Here is a 19,335-nt window from a genome sequence, read left to right as displayed (position 1 = left end):
AAAAAGAATAAAGTTTCTGGAAAACCTTATTAGCCACCTTTCCTTAACCGACGAAGCCATTATAACCAGCTCACAATTATCTTTGGAATTACCGTTATTCCAATAAGATACCACATCAATCTGCTTTCATTTAACCTAAGATTAATAGATAATCATGTTATGGAATAACAGAAATTATTGATTTATGAATGATTTAAATGCGCTCCATGTTTTTCTTGCTTTGATGCAAACCCACTCAACGACACGAGCTGCCCAAAAACTAGGTCGGTCGCAATCCTACGTTTCTAAAGTGCTCGCCCAACTGCGTGAGGATTTGGATGATCCGCTTTTTGTCCGTACCGCCGAAGGGCTATCCCCCACCAGTTATGCTGTGTCTATCGAACCTAGACTTCGCTCAGCGTTAGACCAAGTCAATATTGCCTTAGAGCCTGAAGAATTTGATCCAAAATTACTCGACAAAATCACCCTGCATATTATCGAGCCATACCTAATCACTATTGGCAAAGATATTATTGACGCAATCCGAAAGGAAACAGATACCGTTATCGATATCCGCCAATGGAGCCCGCTGAGCGAAACCATGATCCAAGAGGAAGTTGTAGATATTGGCATACATATCTTGAACAACAAACCCCAGACATTACACCAAAAACCTTTGTTTAAAGGTCGGGGACATTTCGAAGGCAATACAGATGGTGAATACGTCAAATACATTATTTCGGGGGTCAACGAGTTTGAAAACCGCTACGAGATGATCGATCCTTCAATTGAAACCAAAATTTTCACTGACAATCATATTCTTACCACACAATTAATGGATACCTGCTATACGCTCCGTTATGCACCAGATAAGAACCAGCAAGGCGATTACGATATAGACCTTACGGTTGCTATTATCACCAAAGCATCACGGCGACAATCTGAAAAGATCCAATGGCTTACTAAATTGCTGGTACCACTAATTGAGACGTTTGAAGGCTATTAAGCCAACAATGTGGCACGTTATTCCTGCTGGAATTTCGGCTATCACCAAAATCACTCTTATCAACCATATAATCTCTTCACCCATTACAACCCTTTTCGATATTAGTGATGAGTCATTCCAAACAAGTAAAGCGACTTGCTCAAAAACACCTTAAGCAAGTACGGATGTCAGTATTATCAAGACATTTAAAAAACAAAGAAAAAGCCAAATCATCATGATTTGGCTTTTTGTATAAAGTGATTGCTTCAACTTTAGTAGGTGAAACTTACACCCAAGAAGTGAATCCGACTGTCGAAGGTACCATTGATACCATTCAATGGAAGCTCCCCAAAGCTTCGATTGATATCCACTTCACCCAAATCAGCGTACTCATAGAACATATCGATAGTGACATCATTCCATTTCGTCGCTGCACCGACCGAGTAGCGATATTGCTCGCCAACAGGCACATCTACCCATTGTTTGGTTGGGTCATCTTGTGGTGATGTTTCGTAAGAGAAGCCCGCTTTCAGTCGCCATTGGCTGTTTAGCTGGTAATCTGCACCAAAGGCAAACTTCCACACATCATCCCAATCACGATCAATCGTAGCCGTCCTCGTCTGGCCGGCAGCAAGACCAAACTCCATCACCGTGTTATCCCACTCACTCCATTGATGCCATTGCACCGAAGCCAGGAGATCTAACTTTGGATTTACCGCATAGCTGGCACTGATGTCAGCAATAGCTGGAACAGTGATATCTGTTCGCAGACTACTGAAAATTGGACCATCAATTGGCCCCGATACGCGAGTACCAAATTCATGCTCTAACTTAGTTCGGTAGCTAGCACCGATTGCTAGTCGCTCATCGTGTTGATACATCACGCCGAAGTTGGCCCCAAACGCCCAGTCAGTATCTTTATCGATATCTAGTAAGCTTGTCGATTGTTCTAATGACGCCCAACTGAGCTGAACCCCAGCGCCAACTGACCACTGCGGGTTGATTTGGTAACTGATAGCAGGGTTGATCTGCATGGCTGTCAACGTGATTTCGTCTAGTGCAGCAGCACCTGCCCAATCAGTGCCATATGACAAGCTCGAACCGCCAACGGCACCAAGGGCAATACCGACATGGAGATCATCAGTCACTTGGCGGGCATGGAATGCACCAGCAGATGGCAGCACCGAGTGTGCTTTACCGTCGCCATTATCACCGTTGTCCCGATATTTCATTTCGAGATCAAACCCAAGCAAATTAAACGTCGTGAGGCTCTCACCCATTCCGCTCATCGTCGCCGGGTTAACCCACATCGCCGCAGCCGACCCCGTATAAACACCATCCCCCGCGCCCGCTGTACCTGCATTCGCAGTTACTGCTTCCTGCAGAAAAATGCCACTCGCATTAACAGGTAAAGACAATACTGACATAACGGCCAGTGCTGATTTTAATGGTCGCATTTGCTCCCTCTTTATTATTTATAATTGTGGGTCTATTAGCCCCGTTTAGATTTTAGTTCGTCTATTACAAAGGCGGGGGCGACTTTACCCAGTGATTCCAAACATGCATCAGCATTGAGATGGTCATATCTCACGTAAATATCACACACGGCATACAGCTGCTCTGGCGCCCCAGAAATTTCATAGGCTTTTTCAAATGACGTTGTTGCTTCGTCAACATTGAAAGCTTCTTGCAACACCCCGTTCAAATACCAAAAGTAGCTATTATCTGGCGAGAGTTCAGTCGCTTTACTGATCGCATCTGCAGCTTGTTTTTTCTCATCAAGTCTGACTAACGTCAGCGCTTGGGAATAAAACAAATTTGCTTCATCTGGCAATGCTTTTTGTGCCTGCTCCAGCACCTTGTTCGCTTGCTGGTCATCCCCTTGGGCTCGATAGTTATCTGCCAACCCTAACCAAGCCTGAGGGTTTTGCTTATCGTTATCGAGTAAGGTGTTATAGATGTGGTGTGCTTCATCAAATTCCTGATGCCAGCGATATATATCAGCTAACAGCAACTGGGATGATTGATCGTCCTTCCCTTTGAGGTATTTGATTAACTCCGTCGCCGCCGGCTCCATTAACGCCTGTTGCTTAGCATCCATTTCGCCGTAATTTCGGATTAAGTTTGTGGTTGCGGCCAACCGGACATGCTGGTCACTATCTTGCAGCAGCGACGAGAGCAACCGCCAGCGGTGGGCAAACTGATAAGGCTCAGCCCCCAGCACAGCTGCTTCTCTTACCTGCGGGTTGTCATCTTGAAGGCCACGCGCAACGGCAACCAAGCTATTCTGGTTCGGATGACGTGCTAATTGCCGCAAGGCCTCGGCACGCTTTTCATCATTTTGGCGATGATCCTGCGCGATCATCACCCACTGCTGGATCTGCTTTGCTTGTCTTTGTTGATCTGGAGTTAGCTGCTTATTACTCAATGTTTGATCCATTTGTTGGTCAGTGACATTCGGTTCTGGCAAATTTGTTTCAGCATACGAAGGCATCGGCAAAGCAAATGATGCGCTCAGAACCAGTGCAATCAGTGATTTCTGCATTTCCTTTACCTCAGGTTAAAATCGAGTTGGGAATAGTTGCTGGCGAGATGACATGTTCGGCATGCCTTGCTTTTGTATAGCCTTTTTCAATTCGGCATCGGAATATTTTCCATGGGCGACCGGATGGCCAGTTGACCGCAAAATAAGCGCCATCGCTTTGTCCGCATGCGAGAAAAACTTCTTCCAGCCAGCACACAAATAGTTCAGCCCTGGCTCGCCTTCTTTGGTTCGAATAAACCGGTTTTTCGGGCACTCACCAAAGCAAGCGAACTTGTAGTCACACTGCTGACACTGGCTGGTTAATGTACGGGATTTAGCAAAGCCAAATTTCTGCTGCGCTTCTGAATAAGCCATATCATCGAGTTTTTGATGATGGATATTGCCCACTCGGTAATCTGGATAAACGTAATGGTCACAGGTGAAGACATCACCATTTGGCTCCATTGCCAAACCTTTACCGCAGACCTCACCCAAAGTACAAAGTGGATTCTTTCGCCCCATCCAGGTTTCAACGCTGGCTTCAAAATACTGAACGAATACGTTGCCGATATCATGCTGTACCCATTCGTCAAAGACAGCAATCAAGAAGTCGCCCCACCCTTCGGCAGAAACACACCATGGCTCAACCACTGAGTTCTTGTGCCATGGATTTAAACGCTTATCGCCTTGGCGTAATTGCTCATGCGGGTTCCATTTCTGCGGAGCTGTCGTTCGGAATGTTTTCTGCTCGACAATGGGGATAAACTGGATCTGAGGCGATCTCACTTCGTCTCTCAAGAAGCGGTATACCTCTAACGGGTTCTTGCTCGCTAAGTTGTTCACGCAGGTCAGCGTAGCGAATTTCACTTGGTGCTTATGCAATAGCTCAACCGCAGCCATGACCTGCCTGAAAGTACCACGCCCCGCTCGGTTGGTTCGGTAAGCGTTATGAAGCATTTCTGGGCCATCAATGCTGAGTCCAACTAAGAAATTATTCCCGGCTAGAAACTCACACCACTCATCATTAAGCAGCGTCCCGTTGGTTTGCAGGTCGTTTGAAATCACGACACCTGACGGCTGGTACTTCTTTTGTAGCTCAACCACCTTACGGAAGTAATCAACACCCAGCATAGTCGGTTCACCGCCCTGCCATGAGAAAATGATTTCAGGGGTATTTTGGCCTTCAATATATTGACGGATGTAGGTCTCCAAGGTGCCCTCATCCATCATAGGAGAGCAGCCTTTCTTATACTCAAGTAAATCCTGCTTACTCAGGTAATAACAATATGTGCAGTCAATATTGCACGCGGCACCAATCGGTTTAGCCATTACATGTAATCGCTTTGATGCTTTGCCGTTGTATTGCGGGCCCTGAGTAATCAGCATATTCCACCTACTTATAAACAATTAAGTCAGCCAATAATAATGCGTGCTACACCTGGGCGCTTGTTATACCCCTTATAACCTTTAGGCATGGCAAAAATTCATACAATACCGTCCTTAATTCAATGATCTGTTTGTTGATTCACGGAGACCCTTTATGCCATCACCAACACTAAAACGGGCTGCATTTATTACTCTCTCAGGGCTCACCTTGGTAGCCGCTGCAACTTGGATCAACAAGGATCTGTTTGCCAGCGAGCCTCATCCGGTGATGAAGCAAATTGAGGCGGATATGGTGCTCGTCGAAGGTGGGCAATTTAAGATGGGTTCAAACCTGCCAGAGGCCAGCAAGGCAGAGTCGCCAGCCAGAACCGTGTCGGTTGATAGCTTCTACATCTCTAAATTCGAAGTCACACAATCATTATTTGAGTCAGTGATGGGCTCTTCAATGAGCTACTTCAGCGATCCTAATGTGCCGGTCAATAACTTAAGCTGGCAGCAGGCAAACTACTTTATCGAGCAACTCAACACCCTAACGGGAGCCAACTACCGCCTACCAACCGAGGCTGAGTGGGAATTTGCCGCCAAAGGGGGCAACAAGAGCCAAGGCTATACCTATAGTGGCTCAGACAATATCGAAGATGTGGCCTGGTATGCCGGTAATGCCAAAAACCGCGCTCACCCTGTTGGCCAGAAAATGCCAAATGAGCTTGGCCTATACGACATGACCGGAAACGTCGGTGAGTTTGTGATTGATGCCTATGACGAAGGTTTCTATCGCTATGGTTCAACCGACAACCCTAATAACGCGCAAGATTCAAAAGTTGGCCTCGCCCATAAATCAGTACGCGGCGGCAGTTTTGCCTACGATGAAAACTTATCGGAGAGCTACCGACGTGATTTTGCCAGCCAAAACATCATCATGGCGGATATGGGATTAAGGCTTGTCCGAGACACCAATTAATTTTCCGATAACGAAAGCCGTTAACTTCTCTTCTACACTTCAAATGTTCTTAAAAACAATAACGGAGCCTCTATCAATGAAGATAGCAACAGTACCCCGCCTGTTATGTCTTAGCTTAAGTTTACTCACAGCAAATGCTGTGGCCGCCCCGCAACCTTCGCCGAAATTAGTATTACAGATCACCGTTGATGGCTTGCGTGGTGATTTGCTGGAGCGTTATAAACACAATTTCGGTGATAAAGGCTTCCGATATTTAATGGACGAAGGCGTCTATTACACTAACGCCCATTATCAGCATGGCAATACCGAGACCATTGTTGGCCACGTTTCTCTGGCGACAGGTGCGCCCCCGAGTGTCCATGGCATGGTCGGCAACGTTTGGTACGACCGTCAAAAAGAGCGCTTGGTCTATAACGTCGAAGATGGTGACTACGCGATGCTGACCCAAGGTGCAGGCGTTAATCAGTCGACGGAAATCGACCCGACCCAGAAAACCGCCAAGCTTGATGGCCGCTCACCGGTTCCTATCCTTTCGACTACTTTCAGCGATGAACTGGCGGTTGCTAGCAATGGCGAATCAAAAATCTATTCGGTATCGGTAAAAGATCGCGGTGCGATTTCACTAGCGGGTCATTCTGGCAAAGCCTTCTGGTTCTCTAAAGCCCAGTCTGAGTTTGTCACCAGCAATTACTACTATGATGATTACCCAGCTTGGGTCACAGAGTGGAATGCCCAAGGTTACCCTGCTCGTTACAGTAAACAAAAGTGGGATCTCAGCCTTGAAAGGGAAAAGTACACGCTGAAAGAAGGCCCGCAAGAGCAAAAGGTTGATCTTGCAGGGTTCAAGCGAACTTTCCCGCACCCTTATGGCCCTTCAAGCTTTCAATATTTTAGTACCATGCTGACACTAAGCCCAGCGGGCGATGAGCTGACCGCTGATTTTGCTTCGGCGTTGCTTGAACAAGAAAAGTTGGGGCAAGGCAACTTCACCGATTATCTTGCCGTAAGCTTTTCGTCTAATGACTATGTCATTCATATGTATGGCCCATCAAGCCTTGAAACAGAAGATAACTTGATCCGCCTAGATCAGACACTGGCTAACTTCTTGGGGAATGTCGAAAAACAAGTAGGCTTGGATAATACCCTGATCGTACTTTCAGCCGATCATGGCGTACCAGAAGCTGCCCCAACGGTGAATGCCTTAGGCTATAACACCGCGAAGTACTTCAACAAAGACACCATTATCAGCGAGCAACTGGTTAGCCGGCTAAACAAAGAGTTTGGCCTGGGTGAAGACGCCATTCGCTTGTACTCGCAACCGTATATCTACCTGAACCATGAGGTTATCAAAAACAAAGGGGTCTCTCTTGAAGCGGTACAAAGGGCGGTTGCAGAAGAAGTAGAAAAAGTGAAAGGCATAGAACATGCCGTCACAAGCACAGATATCATGCGCAATACACTGCCTGATAACCGTGTGATGCGCCTAGTGACAAATAACCACCATCCACAACGTTCTGGTGACATATACCTGGTATTCACCCCACGTACCTATATTAATGATATGGATGGATTAACTATCGCATCTACCCACGGTTCACCATGGCGATACGATACCCATGTCCCGGTTATCTTTGCAGGTAATGGCATTGAAGCCAACAAAGTGACACGCAAGGTCACCCCATACGATATTGCACCAACCTTGTCGAATGCACTTGGCATTACTTTGCCTAGTGGTGCAACGGGGGAAGTGTTGAAGGAAGTGAATAATGGCAACTAGCCAGTGACTAATTGGTAACAGTGGCTAGTCGGTAACATTGTCATTTCAAAGTAGTGATATTGTCTCTAGGTAATACCTCTGACAGAGAACCTTGGCTGTCAGAGGTAATACAAGGTTAACCCACTACACAACTAAATATCTGCTCTTCAAGCGTATCATCTAAATTATCAGAGATAAGCTCGATCCGGCTTTCCATACAATCATCTAATTCGACTTCTGTCAGCCCGTCTGGAGTAAGGTTGTACCCAAACACGCCATCATCAGTGATAAATACCGCTTTCATCCGCTCAACATTCAAACCAACAAGCAATGCAACCAGTTTTTGACGGCTGAAAACCTTATCCGGCGCAAAACGCCAACCAACGCTTAGGAACCCTTCGCCCTCATTCGTTGCCTTGAGTACCCCTATTTCTGGCATTGGTTGCTCAGAGACTAATGGCTTTGAATGACCATGGTGGTGATGGTGTGTAGGTTGCTCTTGAGCAGCGGTTGGCCCTTCAAATTCAGACAGGGCAATGTTTCCATGCTGAGCAAAGATAACTTGGCTTTGGGTTTTACCATGTTGCTCTACGTAAGCATGAAGCTGTTCTTTTTCGTTATCTTGGTAAAGATCGACCTTATTGCCCACTACGGTATCAGCAATAGCGATTTGCTGATTAAAGGTATCGTGGCTGGTATACCGAGAGTCAGACAACTTTCTGGCATCGACCAGGGTCAGTGTTTTCTGCAACGAAAGCACATTACGGTAGTGCTCTGATGAGAGCACCTGCAAGACCTCTTTAGGATGGCCAAGCCCTGTAGGCTCAATCAGTAATCGATCCGGCTTAGCTTCAGATAACAATTGATTTAACGCAATCTGCATGGGCAAGCCAGCCGCACAACACATGCAGCCACCGGGAACTTCACGGATAAACACCTGTTGCTCTTGGCTTCTCTGCCCTTCAAACAAGCTGCCATCAACACCTATTTCGCCAAATTCATTAACCAGAACCGCCCAGCGTTCATTGTCTGGTTTGTGTTTCATCAAATTCAGAATGGCGGATGTTTTTCCCACCCCCAAAAAGCCTGTCACGATATTTGTCGGTACCGCGAGTATTTGTTCATTGTCAGAGTTCATTTGCAATTCTCCTATAGCCCTGAACAAGGGTATGGTTTGCAGAGACAACAGATTCCGAGAAAACGGAATACTCTGGAGGGACTTTTGAAATACTATTTAGGTCAAAATTAGCACCTATGTTTGTCATTGGTGATATGTTCTCCATACGTGAAAGGCTTTCCTTATAGTTATTCAAAGCTTGGTCGGTTGATGTAATTTACGAATTGATGCATTCATCACATACACAACTAATTTCTAGTTGAGGGCTGATCACAGTAAACCCCTCTTCGCGTGCATTAGTTTCTAGGCTATTTATCATGCCCTTATCAATAGTTAGCTCTTTGATTTTATTGCACTTTGAACAAATCAAAAATTGCGAAATCCCATGTTCGTGGTCACAAAGGATATGAGAGCACGCCACATATTTATTCGAAACTTTAAGCTTATGTACTAAATGCTCTTGCTCGAGAAATTCCAAAATGCGGTATACCGACATCGCTTGCAGGCTATGGTTGAATTGCTCCTTGCAATAATCTATCAACTCATAAGCCGACAGTGCTTTCTGGGAGTGCAGTAACCCAAATAGCACCTGCTTTCTTTTCACTGTTAACTGCTTACCCCGAGCTTTACAACTCTGCTCCGCATGCTCCATTAGAGCGTCGATGTTGCTCATCGCATGTACCCTTGACACCTTGTGCCTAATAAATCTGCTCAATAAAACCCACCCACCAATATTGTGTTATGTTATAACATAATAATGGACTTCATCAAGCACACACTAAGCTTCATTAAAATCGACATGCAATAAAAAAGGCCACTTTAGAAAAGTGGCCTCATCATTCAGTGAGTCTTAACCAAGGGGCGTTTTACGTTTGATTTAGACAGAATCGTTTATAGGCTCGGTATATCACCATTATTCTTTAGCACTGCGATATCGGCTTTCTTCTCTCAATTTGGGCAAGTAAGGCGGCTTGGTAATCAGCTTTCTCCCAACGCTGATCTAAAGCTTGCCGCAACAATTGCTTCATTGTTTGTGGCGCGAGATCATCAATCGGTGGATCAGTATCAAGATTTGACGGAAAGGAATAACCATCTGATGATGCCGTTAATATGGCATCTTTCTCTAGCTCTGTTAGCACATCATCATGCCAATCATGTGCGAGAGAGGCGTACACAGTCTGCGAAATCTTAGCAAGATCGATAGTTTCCATCGGCTTACCAAATGCTGATGAAATTTGGAGTAAGTTAGCGGTGCGATGTAATTCAGCGGTATCATTTTGTCCTGCAGCGTGGATAACAGCAGGATTGAAGAAAACAGCATCCCCTTTTTTAAGCGGAAGTTGTACGTAATTACTTTCAAAATACTGTTTAAATTCTTCTTCACGACAAGATATATACCCTAGAGGGTAATGTTGAGAAAAAGGCAGCAACTTCGTCGGGCCAGATTCCAATGGCATATCACTGTGGGCTATAGCACCTTGCAAAGTGAGCATTGCTGACATCTTCTGAGCGTGGACGGGATAGTTTCTTAATGCTTCTGGATGCTGAAAGCCTAAATGGTAATCCCGGTGAGATTGTTGTGCTCTCCCACCCGGTCTAACGATGTTCACTTGGGCTGTTACTTGATAATTTGCCCCCAACCAAGCTTCTGAAACCAGTTTGAGTAATGGATTTTTGTAGTATTCAACAAAAACAGCAGGCGAAATGCTGGCACTTTTTTGAAAGGCATTCCAGATGCGTCCGTTTGCCATCGCACCTACTTGAGCAAAATGATCGCCTTCTCCATACCCCTTCTCAGCGTCGAGAATCGATTCAAAAATATCACTCATGTCATCAACCACGGTGGTATTTCCATAGAACCCTTGGATCACCACGATACCGCTGCCATTTAGGAACACATCAGCCATTTCTTCTTTCACGTCTTGCCAGTTGTCTCGGCTAATGCTTCCACCGTCATAGATGACAATGCCTTGGTGGGTCAATTTTGCATGGTGGTAGGTATTGATTGATTGCGGCTTACAGCTATCGATAAAGTCCTCTAGCCTGACTGTTTCCTTGCTCGAAAAGTGCGGGTATTCACGGTTCATAAGTGCCTCCTGCAAAATGGTAGTGACAACCATGTTAAGCATTTGTAACCTTGGAATGTGAGAAAAAACCATCAAAAGTCCATCAAGGAAATCTTCAACGGCAAGGACAATCTTCATGAAGAAATTTACCGTCAAGCAAATTGCGGCTCAGGCTGGGTTTAGTACTGCCACTGTCGACCGCGTTCTTCATGGCAGAAGCGGCGTACATCAGCAAACCAAGCAGCGCATTGAACAGGCAATTTCAGAACTGGAAGAGCAATACAAATTGGATGCTCTTAAGGGACGAACATTTTATGTCGATGTCATCATGCATACACCATTGAGGTTTAGTCATCTTGTCCGGGAGGCGTTGAATCGTATATCTGTTCAAATGTCCCCGATTCGCGTCCGGTTGCGTTATTTCCTGTATCAAGATATTGATATCGATACTTTGGTGTCGGTTATCTATGAAGCAAAAGAACGCGGTAGCCATGTGTGCTACTTAAAGTGCCTGACCATCCAAAGATAGTGAAAGCGGTGAACATATTACATAAAGAAGGTATTCCGGCCGTCACTTTGGTCACAGACATATCCCAATCCAAGCGATTGAACTACATAGGAATTGATAATACGTCCGCAGGGGAAACAGCTGCTTTTTTATTGACTCAGTGGCTAGGTAAACAAAAGAGCGGTATTTTGCTGGTTCAAAGCAGCAATGCATTCCGTGGCGAAGAACAAAGAGCAAAAGGGTTTCGCCATTTTTTAGAAAGCTATCCAAATTTACCGGTTACTACAATAAGTGAAGGATATGGACTGAATGTAGGCACTAAAAAACAGGTCGAAGCAGTGCTAAAAGATAACTCGAATATTAGCGCGGTATACAGTGTCGGAGGGGGTAATCGCGCCATTTTAGATGCATTCAAAGAAATGAATCGCCCTATTGATGCGTTCATAGGACACGATTTGGATGATGATAACCGCTACCTCCTGAGAACTCGGAAAATACAGGCTGTCATTGATCATAACCTTGATGACGACGCTAGAGCCGCTTTTTTCAGCGTATTTGCACCATATGGTCTCATGCCAACCTTTTCGTACACTTCCAGTCGAATCAATGTGGTCACCCCGTTTAATTTACAATAAACCGCCTGTTTATATGAGTTCGATGAGTGTTGCTTGCTGTATATAGCCTCCCGAATACGCATTATTTTCAACACCGATGAATAATAATGAGCCCACTTCGTAAAGTGGGCTCTCTTTAAATCAGATAACTAGACTTAAGTTGTTCATTCACCTAAATGACTTTATCTAATTGAACTCGAGTTCAGTTCGTCTGCTCACTTACTCCAAGCAAACTGCTCAAACACCTTATCGACTGGCGTATGCGCGATATGGTTGACATAGTTACTGATCACTTTCTGTGATAATCCAAGAATCACTTCCAATACCTGTTGCTGGCCATAACCTGCCTCATAGAAGGCGTTCAGCTCTTGCTCAGACACATTGCCACGGCTTCTAACAACGCTGAGTGTAAAGTCCTTCAAAGCCTGAAGCTTTTCTGTCGGCATAGCCGCGTCATTTCTCAACGCTTCTGTCAGTGCTGGATCTACTTTCATGGAATGAGCGATACCCGTATGGGCTGGCACACAGTAATGACATTCATGCTCAACATTGATGGTTTGCCACACTACGGTAAGTTCCTCGGCATCAAATGAGGTACTAGTGAATAATTGATGCAGTTGAGTATAGGCTTTCAAGGTTTCTGGCGATTCAGCCATAACTGAATATAGCCCCGGAACCATACCCATCTGCTTTTGCGCACCTTCAAGGATGGCTTTGCTTTTTGCAGGGGCTGTTTCAACGGTGTGCAGTTTAAAATCGCTCATGGTTTTATCCTCGATATATTAACGTTCTGACTTTACAAGCAGGTTTTGACTAAAGTGTTCAGTAGGAAATACTGATTTATTTGGCTTCTGGTTCTAGAAGCACCTTAGTAACAAAGATACGGACTGTTGGTGCAACAATGGCCAATAGCAACAAAGCAGTTGGCAACATTTGCCCAATTGCATTCATCCAAGCATCAAAAAACACACCATCTTCTGGAAGGCTTTTGGCTGCCATAATCGCCGGCATGCTCAAAAGCATAGTGGGTAACACCATTGACACCATCAGTGGGTATTGAAACTTACGCGGAAATTTCTTCATGGCTTGCTCCGATTGACTAACTTATGACGCTATTCTAGGCTGAGTCTTAGCAATCAAAAATAGACAATATTGAATTTGAAGCGTGCATTTATGAAAGCTAAAGATATTTCCAATCTCTATCTGTTCTGCCAGTCAGTGGAATGTGGAGGGTTTGCCGCAGCCAGTTTACAAACACATATTTCAGCCCCAACCCTGTCCAGAGCGGTAGCAAGCCTTGAAGAGAAACTAGGCGAGAAACTCGTTCACCGTAACGCCAAACAATTCCAACTAACGACTGCGGGCGATGAGTATTACCACCGGTTTGCCGCTTTGTTCTCGCAACTCAATGACGAGTGGACTCAACTATCTAACAGCCAGCCTGTGCTAACAGGCGAGATCCGCATTTCATGCCCAGAGCCGTTTGCCGATCATTTCTTGCAGAAGTTGGCAATTGAATTTATGGAGCTTCACCCTGAAATTACCATCACTATTCACTTCAGTGCCGGGACAGAGCGTTTCTTTGATGAGCAGATAGATCTTGCGATTGTTACCAGTCCTCCCCACGCCAATCATCTTGTGCAACGGCAACTGTTTGAATCCCCCCTACTGTTAGCGGCTTCTCCAGCCTACATTGAAAAACATGGTATGCCTGCTGGTGCAAAAGAGTTGATTTCTCACCGGCTTCTATCGGGGAATAACTTGCCATATTGGGAAATCACTGAAAATGGGAAAACAGTCCGTGTCCCTTATCAACCCAAATATGCCATCAGCAGCTTGAGGCTAAATATAGATGCAACATTAGCGGGAGCAGGAATTTGTATGATGCCCAAAGCAGCGTTTGAGCGATATGCTGAGCACGGGGAGCTGATTCAGGTGTTGCCAGATGTAGAGTGCCCAACAGGAAAAGCATTTCTGGTATGGGCCGATAGAAAGTTGATTGCTTCTAGGGTGGTTGCATTTAGAGATATGGTTTTTGAGCGCTTTGGGCAAACAGCAGAGTTTTTGGCATCAATTAGCTCGGATAAAACTAGCTCAGATAAAACTAACTCGAATTAGAATAACCGATATATTAACGACTAAACGCCAGCTAAGGCTGGCGTTGAAATTCTTTTACTTTGTTATCTTAATCCGGGGTTAGCGATTCAACTTATACAGATAAGCATTTAACCAAGCCAAGGCCAAGATAACCAGGGTCATAACCGGAGGTTTTGACTGCAGCGGTAACACCTCCGCAGGGACATTGGGCAATAGGTGGACATATACTGCCACCAGCATGATAGCAGTGGTAAGGATTGTCGATAACAGCATCGCCTTATCGCGTAATTCACCCGTTATTTTCTTGCCGCCAATCATAATGACTAGCAGCAACACCCCTGCACCCATTTCACCTAATTGCCCCGCCCAACGGGACAAAACAGGAAAAGGTAACTCACTCAGTGCAATTTGGTTGGCGAACATGGTGGTAAACGGGTCAAAGAACTTAACAGTACCGGCCATCAACAGGAAAGCGCCAAGCAAGCCGGTAAGGATTTTCTGTACATTTAGCGATAGCGCATCTGTTACATCAAACGAACGAAATAAAAAGAAACCGGTGACCAGAAACATGGAGCCAATTAATGAAAGCTCAAGAACTAACTGCGATGTACTCATAGCAAAAACCTTTTAAGTTACAGAATAACGAGTTGATGCGATGATCTTAACGGCTCTGTTAGCCTTCAAAAACAGCCAAGTTTGAAGTTGATACTTGCAAATATGAACGGTTGAATCTGTTATCAGTATGCTTTTTCTTCGTGTCGCTTTCTTATCAGAGGCGCTTAGTACCTTGACCGTAGACATGCGTAGAGCCAGATTAAACATATCGTGAACTACATTCGGGAGCGCTATCAGCAAGATCTCCCCACTTTGCGATCATAGCCACCAACTCTTTTTTCTTAACCGGCTTAGTTAAATAATCATCTAATCCACGTTGGTGGCAGCTTTCTTGCTCTTCTAGCATCGCATGAGCTGACAAGGCAATGATCGGGCACCAATTGGATTGACCACTTTTCTGCATTTCTCTGATCTCACAGGTGACAGCGTAACCATCTTTGTTCGGCATTGAGATATCTGTAATGACCATATCGGGCTGATGCCGTTGATACAGTTCGACAGCTTCTACTCCATCTTTGGCAAAAATGAGTTTCAACCTGCTGTTCGCTAACATAGCTTCTACCAACATGCGGTTTACCTGACTATCTTCTGCCACCAGCACAGTTAAAGCAGGTAACTTACTTTCATCAACAAAGTGAGAATTATCAGCCTGAGCAATCATATTTAATGAACCAGCGACATAAGACGTATGCTGTTCAAAACCAATTGAAAATGAGAACGTTGAACCTTTACCTTCTTCTGATTCAACCTGCAGCTTACCGCCGAATAACGCAACGAGATGATTGCAAATAGCCAGCCCCAGACCGGTTCCCTCAAATTCACGGGTAGCTGAGTTATCGACCTGCTCAAATTTATCCATGATAAACGGTAGGCGTTCTGCCGGTATTCCCATTCCTGTGTCTTCTACCGTAAACCGGAGAGTTGGCGTTTGACCTGAAAAATCTTCTTTAACAGACAATTTAACGTAGCCTTTTTGGGTAAACTTCACGGCGTTACCCAGGAGATTTAATATTATTTGGTTCAAACGTCCTTTATCACCAATCACTTGAGTATTGATGCTTGGTGTCATATCCAGTATCACTGGTAAGCCTTTATTCTTGGCTTGGTAAGCGCTCAGTTTAACGGCTTGTTCTAATACCTCACGCAAATCGAATGGCGCATCATTGAGGGTCAATTTTCCTGCTTCAATTTTGCTGTAATCCAAAATATCGTTAATGATAGCCACAAGGTTGTCTGCTGATTGGTTAATGATTTTTAGTTTTTCATGCTGCTCAGGAGTCACTTCACTATCTAATAGCATTTCACTGAGTCCCATAACCGCATTCATTGGGGTTCTGATTTCATGGCTCATATTGGCCAGAAATTCGGACTTAGCTGTGTTGGCTTTTGTTGCCTGAGCCAACGCATCTTCAAGACGTTTATTGACTTGGCGGCGCTCAGTGATATCTCGCTCAACAGCAATAAAGCGAACGACCTCTCCCGCATCATTCAGTACAGGCGAAATATCCATCTCAACCCAGTAAGCCTGGCCTTGCTTGGTATAATTTAGTAGTTCGACTTTAATCGCTTTCTTTTCAACCAATGCATCAGACATCCGCGTAACGGTTTCGCTATCAGTCCCTTTTCCTTGCAGCAACTCACCAGGTTGCCTCCCCAATACCTCTTTCGCTGAATATCCGGTAAGGGCTTCAAAAGCGGGGTTAACCCAGGTAATACAGCCTTTGGCATCAGTGATGATAATGACATCACGTGCATGCTCTGCAACTTGAGCAAGCTGTGTGACCTTCTCTGTCAACGCAATTTGCTGTTGGTGTTTTTGAGCTAGGTCTGACTGTGCCTTGGCGAGCGATAATGACATCTGGTTAAATGCTTCACCAACCCTGGTAACCTCATCATTACCTGTAATCGCAATTTCACCGCCAGGCCCAATCGCACCAACTTGCTCTACCCCTTGTTTTAGCTGCTCCAAGCGCCGTAATAAATACGTACCAAGGGCAAACGAAAAGATAGCAACTAAGGTCATTTCTATTAGGGCAATCAGCAAGCTCATTCGTGTGGCTTGAGACATAAGATCCTTAAAATCATTGACCCTCACCCCCATTTCGACCTTACCGTAATACTCACCGGCGACCACTATCTCGCTACAAACATCATAAACGCCATCATGGACTTCTGATGGTAAGTTATGGGTTGTGACATTTTGGTAGTCACCATGGCGGGTTAGCTCCACCCCATTACGATCGGTGATACGGATATAGGCTAAATTATGTTCAGCGGTAATTGATTGGGCAAAACTGTCCAAATAGGCCAAATCTGTTGCCAGAACAGCGTCCCGAGAAGCGCTCGCAAACACGCTGACTAGCTGTTTGCTACCTGTTTCAAGGCGAGTATCGTTAGAATTCTTAAGCCACTTCAGCCCGGTAAAAATCAATACGGCCAACACCAAGGCTTCAATTAGTGCGATACCTATTATCGTTTTTGTACGTAGTGTCATAACCTAGCCTCACCAATTACACCTTCAGCAGTGTTGATGCCTACAATTGGATACCGAGTGCGACAACATCGTCCCAATCACCATCTTTTGCAGGTTCGAGCCCCTTTATGCTGAGCTTTTGAAATGCCGCTATAGCATCAGAGTGCTGGTTCAAAACAGTTAGGCTTTGCTGTAATGCCGAAACGATAGATCCATCCAGGCCTTTGGCGTACGCTATCGCGTGAGGGGTATAGCTATTGGTTCGGTAAATAACGGTGAGTTGCTGCTTGATTGACTCATCCAAGCTGTTGTAAGTCCGCATTACCCCACCACCAGCGGGATAAAGGCCTTTAGCTACAGCCATGTAGACTGAATCATGCGAGCCCACGTAACTGGGGGAGATTGATAGCCCCTTCTGGCGTAACTCTGATTGAGTCAGGATTGATGCGGCAAAAGCGCGTGGTGCTGGGAAGGCAAGAGAAGCATTATCAAAGTCCTCAATCTGACCCTGCCATTGATTTTTCGCAACCATGATCCCTGTAATCCGCTTATCTTTTGCTCGGGCAAGTGCGGTATAACCCGGGCTCTGGTTAACCAAAGTGAAATGGTACGGATTCATGTAAGCAATATCGTATTCACCCGCGGCTAAGCGCTGCTCAAAAGTCGGAATATCCCGTGCGGTTGCAAAGCGAATGTCCAAGCCCGTCACTTCACTCCATGCCTTGAGCAGCGGCCCCCACTGCTGAGCAAGCTTAGCGGCTGACTGCTGAGGCACAACACCAAAAACCAGAGTTTGTTTTGGTGTATTCTCCGCTTTAGAATTTGCTGCTACACCGCCGGTAAACCACAACGCCATGGCGAAAGCTGCAAATGTGATTTTGTTTTTCAAATTGATTCGCATCTTGCCTCTCCCTTCGACTGCCTATGCTCAGATATCTTCCGCATCAAGGCGAGTTCATGTATTTAACAGCTCTCTGCTGTTGATACAGAAAGATAGTCAAGAAAGGTGCCAAGTTTAGGCAGTGCTAAAAGTGAAATATCTACGGGAGGAAGTTAACTTGCTATTGAGGATACAGAAGCTCTGATCTTGATGATGAGGTACGCGCATTCAGCCATCGTCACTCACCATCAATGCAGAGCGCAAGCTAGAAGCAGAGCACAGCCTAGAATACACCATTTGAGTTAGCGATATCGCCGCCACTGATAAGTGAATATACCCTCATTGAAAAATCAAGCGCCTGAATAGAATCCCAATGCTCAACAATTCTGCCCTCTTCTATGCGCCAGGTATCGATAATGTTCATGCCTTTTTGATCATTGCCTCTATCTTCTTTATTTAACGTGGCATGGGAATGAAATATCACGAAGTCACCATCAGCATAGATATGCTTAACGTCATACGTGTAGTCAGGGTACTCCTCTACAAACTCTTCAAGAAAGCCCACTAACCCGGTAATTTTATCTGGTAGATTTCTATTGTGCTGAACATAAGCACTATCGTTGTAGTGCTCCATGACATAGTCAAAGTTATGATTATTCATCAGGTTTTGTACAAAGTCAGTCACGACTTTTACGTTGTTTAATTCCTGCTCTGTCCAATTCGGTTTTTGCATGGAATCCAGATCGATGATCAGGCTATCTGAACCTTTGGCATCAACTACGTTACTTGCTAATAGAAAAATCAAACATGTCATTGCTTTCCACATAACTCACTCCTAAGTACTTTTTCGATTAGGTATACATTGATCACCATAGTAATTATTAGTAACCTACAGTACAAGAAGGCACCGAAATGTGCGGTAGGCACTTTTTGGTAACCAGCGTTCAATTCAACGTCGAGAAGGAATAGAAAAGTGACAACACCAGCCAAGCCAGAAAGACGCGTTTTTTATAACAATGAAGATTGCCCGGTACGCAATGTTGTCGCGCAGATCGGTGATAAATGGTCAATGCTTATTCTGTTTGCTTTAGTTGACGGAACAGAAAGGTTTAATGCACTGAAGTCCAGGGTGGAAGGAATTTCCCAACGCATGCTGACCCAAACGCTGAGAGATTTAGAGCGGGAAGGTTATGTTAACAGGACCGTATATCCTGAAGTCCCGGTAAAAGTAGAGTATTGCCTGACAGAAATGGGACGCGACTTAGTTAAGCCACTGTACCAATTGGTAACTTGGGCAGATCAGCACCAAGATGATATCAGGCAAGCTCGAAAAGCCTATGATGAAAGAAGTTGAATCTGACGACTCTTATTTCC

The 19,335-nt window shown here is 45.0% G+C and carries 18 protein-coding genes and 2 pseudogenes; 7 read left to right on the top strand and 13 right to left on the bottom strand.

The genetic code is table 11. From position 1 onward, the window contains the following. The first annotated feature begins 184 nt into the window (after positions 1–184). Positions 185–985: a LysR family transcriptional regulator gene (locus ACXAD4_RS09005; protein WP_475240738.1), complete on the top strand. Its 801-nt coding sequence runs from the start codon at positions 185–187 to the stop codon at positions 983–985. Positions 986–1,236: 251 nt separating this feature from the next. Here the strand turns inward: ACXAD4_RS09005 and ACXAD4_RS09000 are convergent, their stop codons facing one another. Genes ACXAD4_RS09000 through ACXAD4_RS08990 form a run of 3 tightly spaced genes read right to left on the bottom strand, consistent with a single transcriptional unit; the run spans position 1,237 to position 4,874 of the window. Further along, positions 1,237–2,421 (bottom strand): OmpP1/FadL family transporter, encoded by a 1,185-nt coding sequence (locus tag ACXAD4_RS09000; RefSeq protein ID WP_475240736.1) that lies wholly within the window; start codon positions 2,419–2,421, stop codon positions 1,237–1,239. Between the two features lie 35 nt (positions 2,422–2,456). Further along, positions 2,457–3,509 carry a tetratricopeptide repeat protein gene (locus ACXAD4_RS08995; RefSeq protein WP_475240734.1) on the bottom strand — a complete coding sequence of 351 codons (1,053 nt, stop codon included), beginning with the start codon at positions 3,507–3,509 and terminating at the stop codon, positions 2,457–2,459. Positions 3,510–3,524: 15 nt separating this feature from the next. After that, the gene (locus tag ACXAD4_RS08990) at positions 3,525–4,874 is read right to left on the bottom strand and encodes an anaerobic sulfatase maturase (RefSeq protein ID WP_475240731.1); all 1,350 of its coding nucleotides are present in this window, start codon (positions 4,872–4,874) and stop codon (positions 3,525–3,527) included. Between the two features lie 259 nt (positions 4,875–5,133). Between ACXAD4_RS08990 and ACXAD4_RS08985 the strand changes: the two are divergent. Further along, positions 5,134–5,835 (top strand): annotated as a pseudogene (locus ACXAD4_RS08985) (formylglycine-generating enzyme family protein); the annotation flags it as partial. A gap of 76 nt (positions 5,836–5,911) precedes the next feature. Then, a complete protein-coding gene (locus tag ACXAD4_RS08980; protein WP_475240729.1) occupies positions 5,912–7,612 on the top strand; it encodes an alkaline phosphatase family protein in 1,701 nt (566 codons plus the stop codon). Between the two features lie 115 nt (positions 7,613–7,727). Here the strand turns inward: ACXAD4_RS08980 and ACXAD4_RS08975 are convergent, their stop codons facing one another. The 4 genes and pseudogenes from ACXAD4_RS08975 to ACXAD4_RS08960 form a co-directional block, all read right to left on the bottom strand. Continuing rightward, positions 7,728–8,729, bottom strand: a complete 1,002-nt coding sequence (locus tag ACXAD4_RS08975; RefSeq protein ID WP_475240728.1) for a CobW family GTP-binding protein — start codon at positions 8,727–8,729, stop codon at positions 7,728–7,730. Then, positions 8,719–8,868 (bottom strand): annotated as a pseudogene (locus tag ACXAD4_RS08970) (carbonate dehydratase); the annotation flags it as partial. The gene ACXAD4_RS08975 and the pseudogene ACXAD4_RS08970, both read right to left, overlap by 11 nt. 57 nt (positions 8,869–8,925) lie before the next feature. Continuing rightward, entirely contained in the window at positions 8,926–9,381 is a 456-nt protein-coding gene (locus ACXAD4_RS08965; RefSeq protein WP_475240725.1) for a Fur family transcriptional regulator, read from the bottom strand. Positions 9,382–9,628: 247 nt separating this feature from the next. Further along, positions 9,629–10,912, bottom strand: a complete 1,284-nt coding sequence (locus tag ACXAD4_RS08960; RefSeq protein ID WP_475240723.1) for a phytanoyl-CoA dioxygenase family protein — start codon at positions 10,910–10,912, stop codon at positions 9,629–9,631. Here ACXAD4_RS08960 and ACXAD4_RS08955 point away from each other — a divergent pair. Together ACXAD4_RS08955 and ACXAD4_RS08950 are read left to right on the top strand one after the other, a co-directional pair. Further along, entirely contained in the window at positions 10,911–11,303 is a 393-nt protein-coding gene (locus ACXAD4_RS08955) for a helix-turn-helix domain-containing protein (RefSeq protein ID WP_475240720.1), read from the top strand. The two genes, ACXAD4_RS08960 and ACXAD4_RS08955, sit on opposite strands and share 2 nt — an antisense overlap. Beyond that, positions 11,270–11,917, top strand: a complete 648-nt coding sequence (locus tag ACXAD4_RS08950; protein ID WP_475240719.1) for a substrate-binding domain-containing protein — start codon at positions 11,270–11,272, stop codon at positions 11,915–11,917. Before ACXAD4_RS08955 ends, ACXAD4_RS08950 begins: the two co-directional genes overlap by 34 nt. A 194-nt stretch (positions 11,918–12,111) precedes the next feature. Here the strand turns inward: ACXAD4_RS08950 and ACXAD4_RS08945 are convergent, their stop codons facing one another. Both ACXAD4_RS08945 and ACXAD4_RS08940 read right to left on the bottom strand, forming a co-directional pair. Then, positions 12,112–12,660 (bottom strand): carboxymuconolactone decarboxylase family protein, encoded by a 549-nt coding sequence (locus tag ACXAD4_RS08945; RefSeq protein ID WP_475240718.1) that lies wholly within the window; start codon positions 12,658–12,660, stop codon positions 12,112–12,114. Positions 12,661–12,736: 76 nt separating this feature from the next. Beyond that, positions 12,737–12,979 carry a DUF2798 domain-containing protein gene (locus ACXAD4_RS08940; RefSeq protein WP_475240717.1) on the bottom strand — a complete coding sequence of 81 codons (243 nt, stop codon included), beginning with the start codon at positions 12,977–12,979 and terminating at the stop codon, positions 12,737–12,739. Positions 12,980–13,069: 90 nt separating this feature from the next. Between ACXAD4_RS08940 and ACXAD4_RS08935 the strand changes: the two genes are divergently transcribed. After that, positions 13,070–14,014 (top strand): LysR family transcriptional regulator, encoded by a 945-nt coding sequence (locus ACXAD4_RS08935; protein WP_475240715.1) that lies wholly within the window; start codon positions 13,070–13,072, stop codon positions 14,012–14,014. 78 nt (positions 14,015–14,092) lie between these two features. Here ACXAD4_RS08935 and ACXAD4_RS08930 read toward each other — a convergent pair whose 3' ends face one another. The 4 genes from ACXAD4_RS08930 to ACXAD4_RS08915 all read right to left on the bottom strand — a co-directional run bounded on the left by ACXAD4_RS08930 (position 14,093) and on the right by ACXAD4_RS08915 (position 18,787). Beyond that, a complete protein-coding gene (locus ACXAD4_RS08930; protein WP_475240713.1) occupies positions 14,093–14,608 on the bottom strand; it encodes a hypothetical protein in 516 nt (171 codons plus the stop codon). Positions 14,609–14,807: 199 nt separating this feature from the next. Beyond that, the gene (locus ACXAD4_RS08925; protein WP_475240711.1) at positions 14,808–17,102 is read right to left on the bottom strand and encodes an ATP-binding protein; all 2,295 of its coding nucleotides are present in this window, start codon (positions 17,100–17,102) and stop codon (positions 14,808–14,810) included. A gap of 40 nt (positions 17,103–17,142) precedes the next feature. Beyond that, on the bottom strand, positions 17,143–17,937 hold the full coding sequence (locus ACXAD4_RS08920; protein ID WP_475242740.1) for a phosphate/phosphite/phosphonate ABC transporter substrate-binding protein: 795 nt from the start codon (positions 17,935–17,937) through the stop codon (positions 17,143–17,145). 307 nt (positions 17,938–18,244) lie between these two features. Continuing rightward, positions 18,245–18,787, bottom strand: a complete 543-nt coding sequence (locus ACXAD4_RS08915) for a nuclear transport factor 2 family protein (protein WP_475240709.1) — start codon at positions 18,785–18,787, stop codon at positions 18,245–18,247. Between the two features lie 147 nt (positions 18,788–18,934). On the opposite strand from ACXAD4_RS08915, the gene ACXAD4_RS08910 reads away from it, so the two are divergent. Beyond that, entirely contained in the window at positions 18,935–19,315 is a 381-nt protein-coding gene (locus ACXAD4_RS08910; RefSeq protein WP_475240707.1) for a winged helix-turn-helix transcriptional regulator, read from the top strand. Positions 19,316–19,335 lie beyond the last annotated feature (20 nt).

The organism is Photobacterium sp. AWH4_225 (assembly GCF_056158405.1).
The sequence above is the reverse complement of the archived record's forward strand: the minus strand, read 5'-3'. Positions and strand labels throughout refer to the sequence as shown.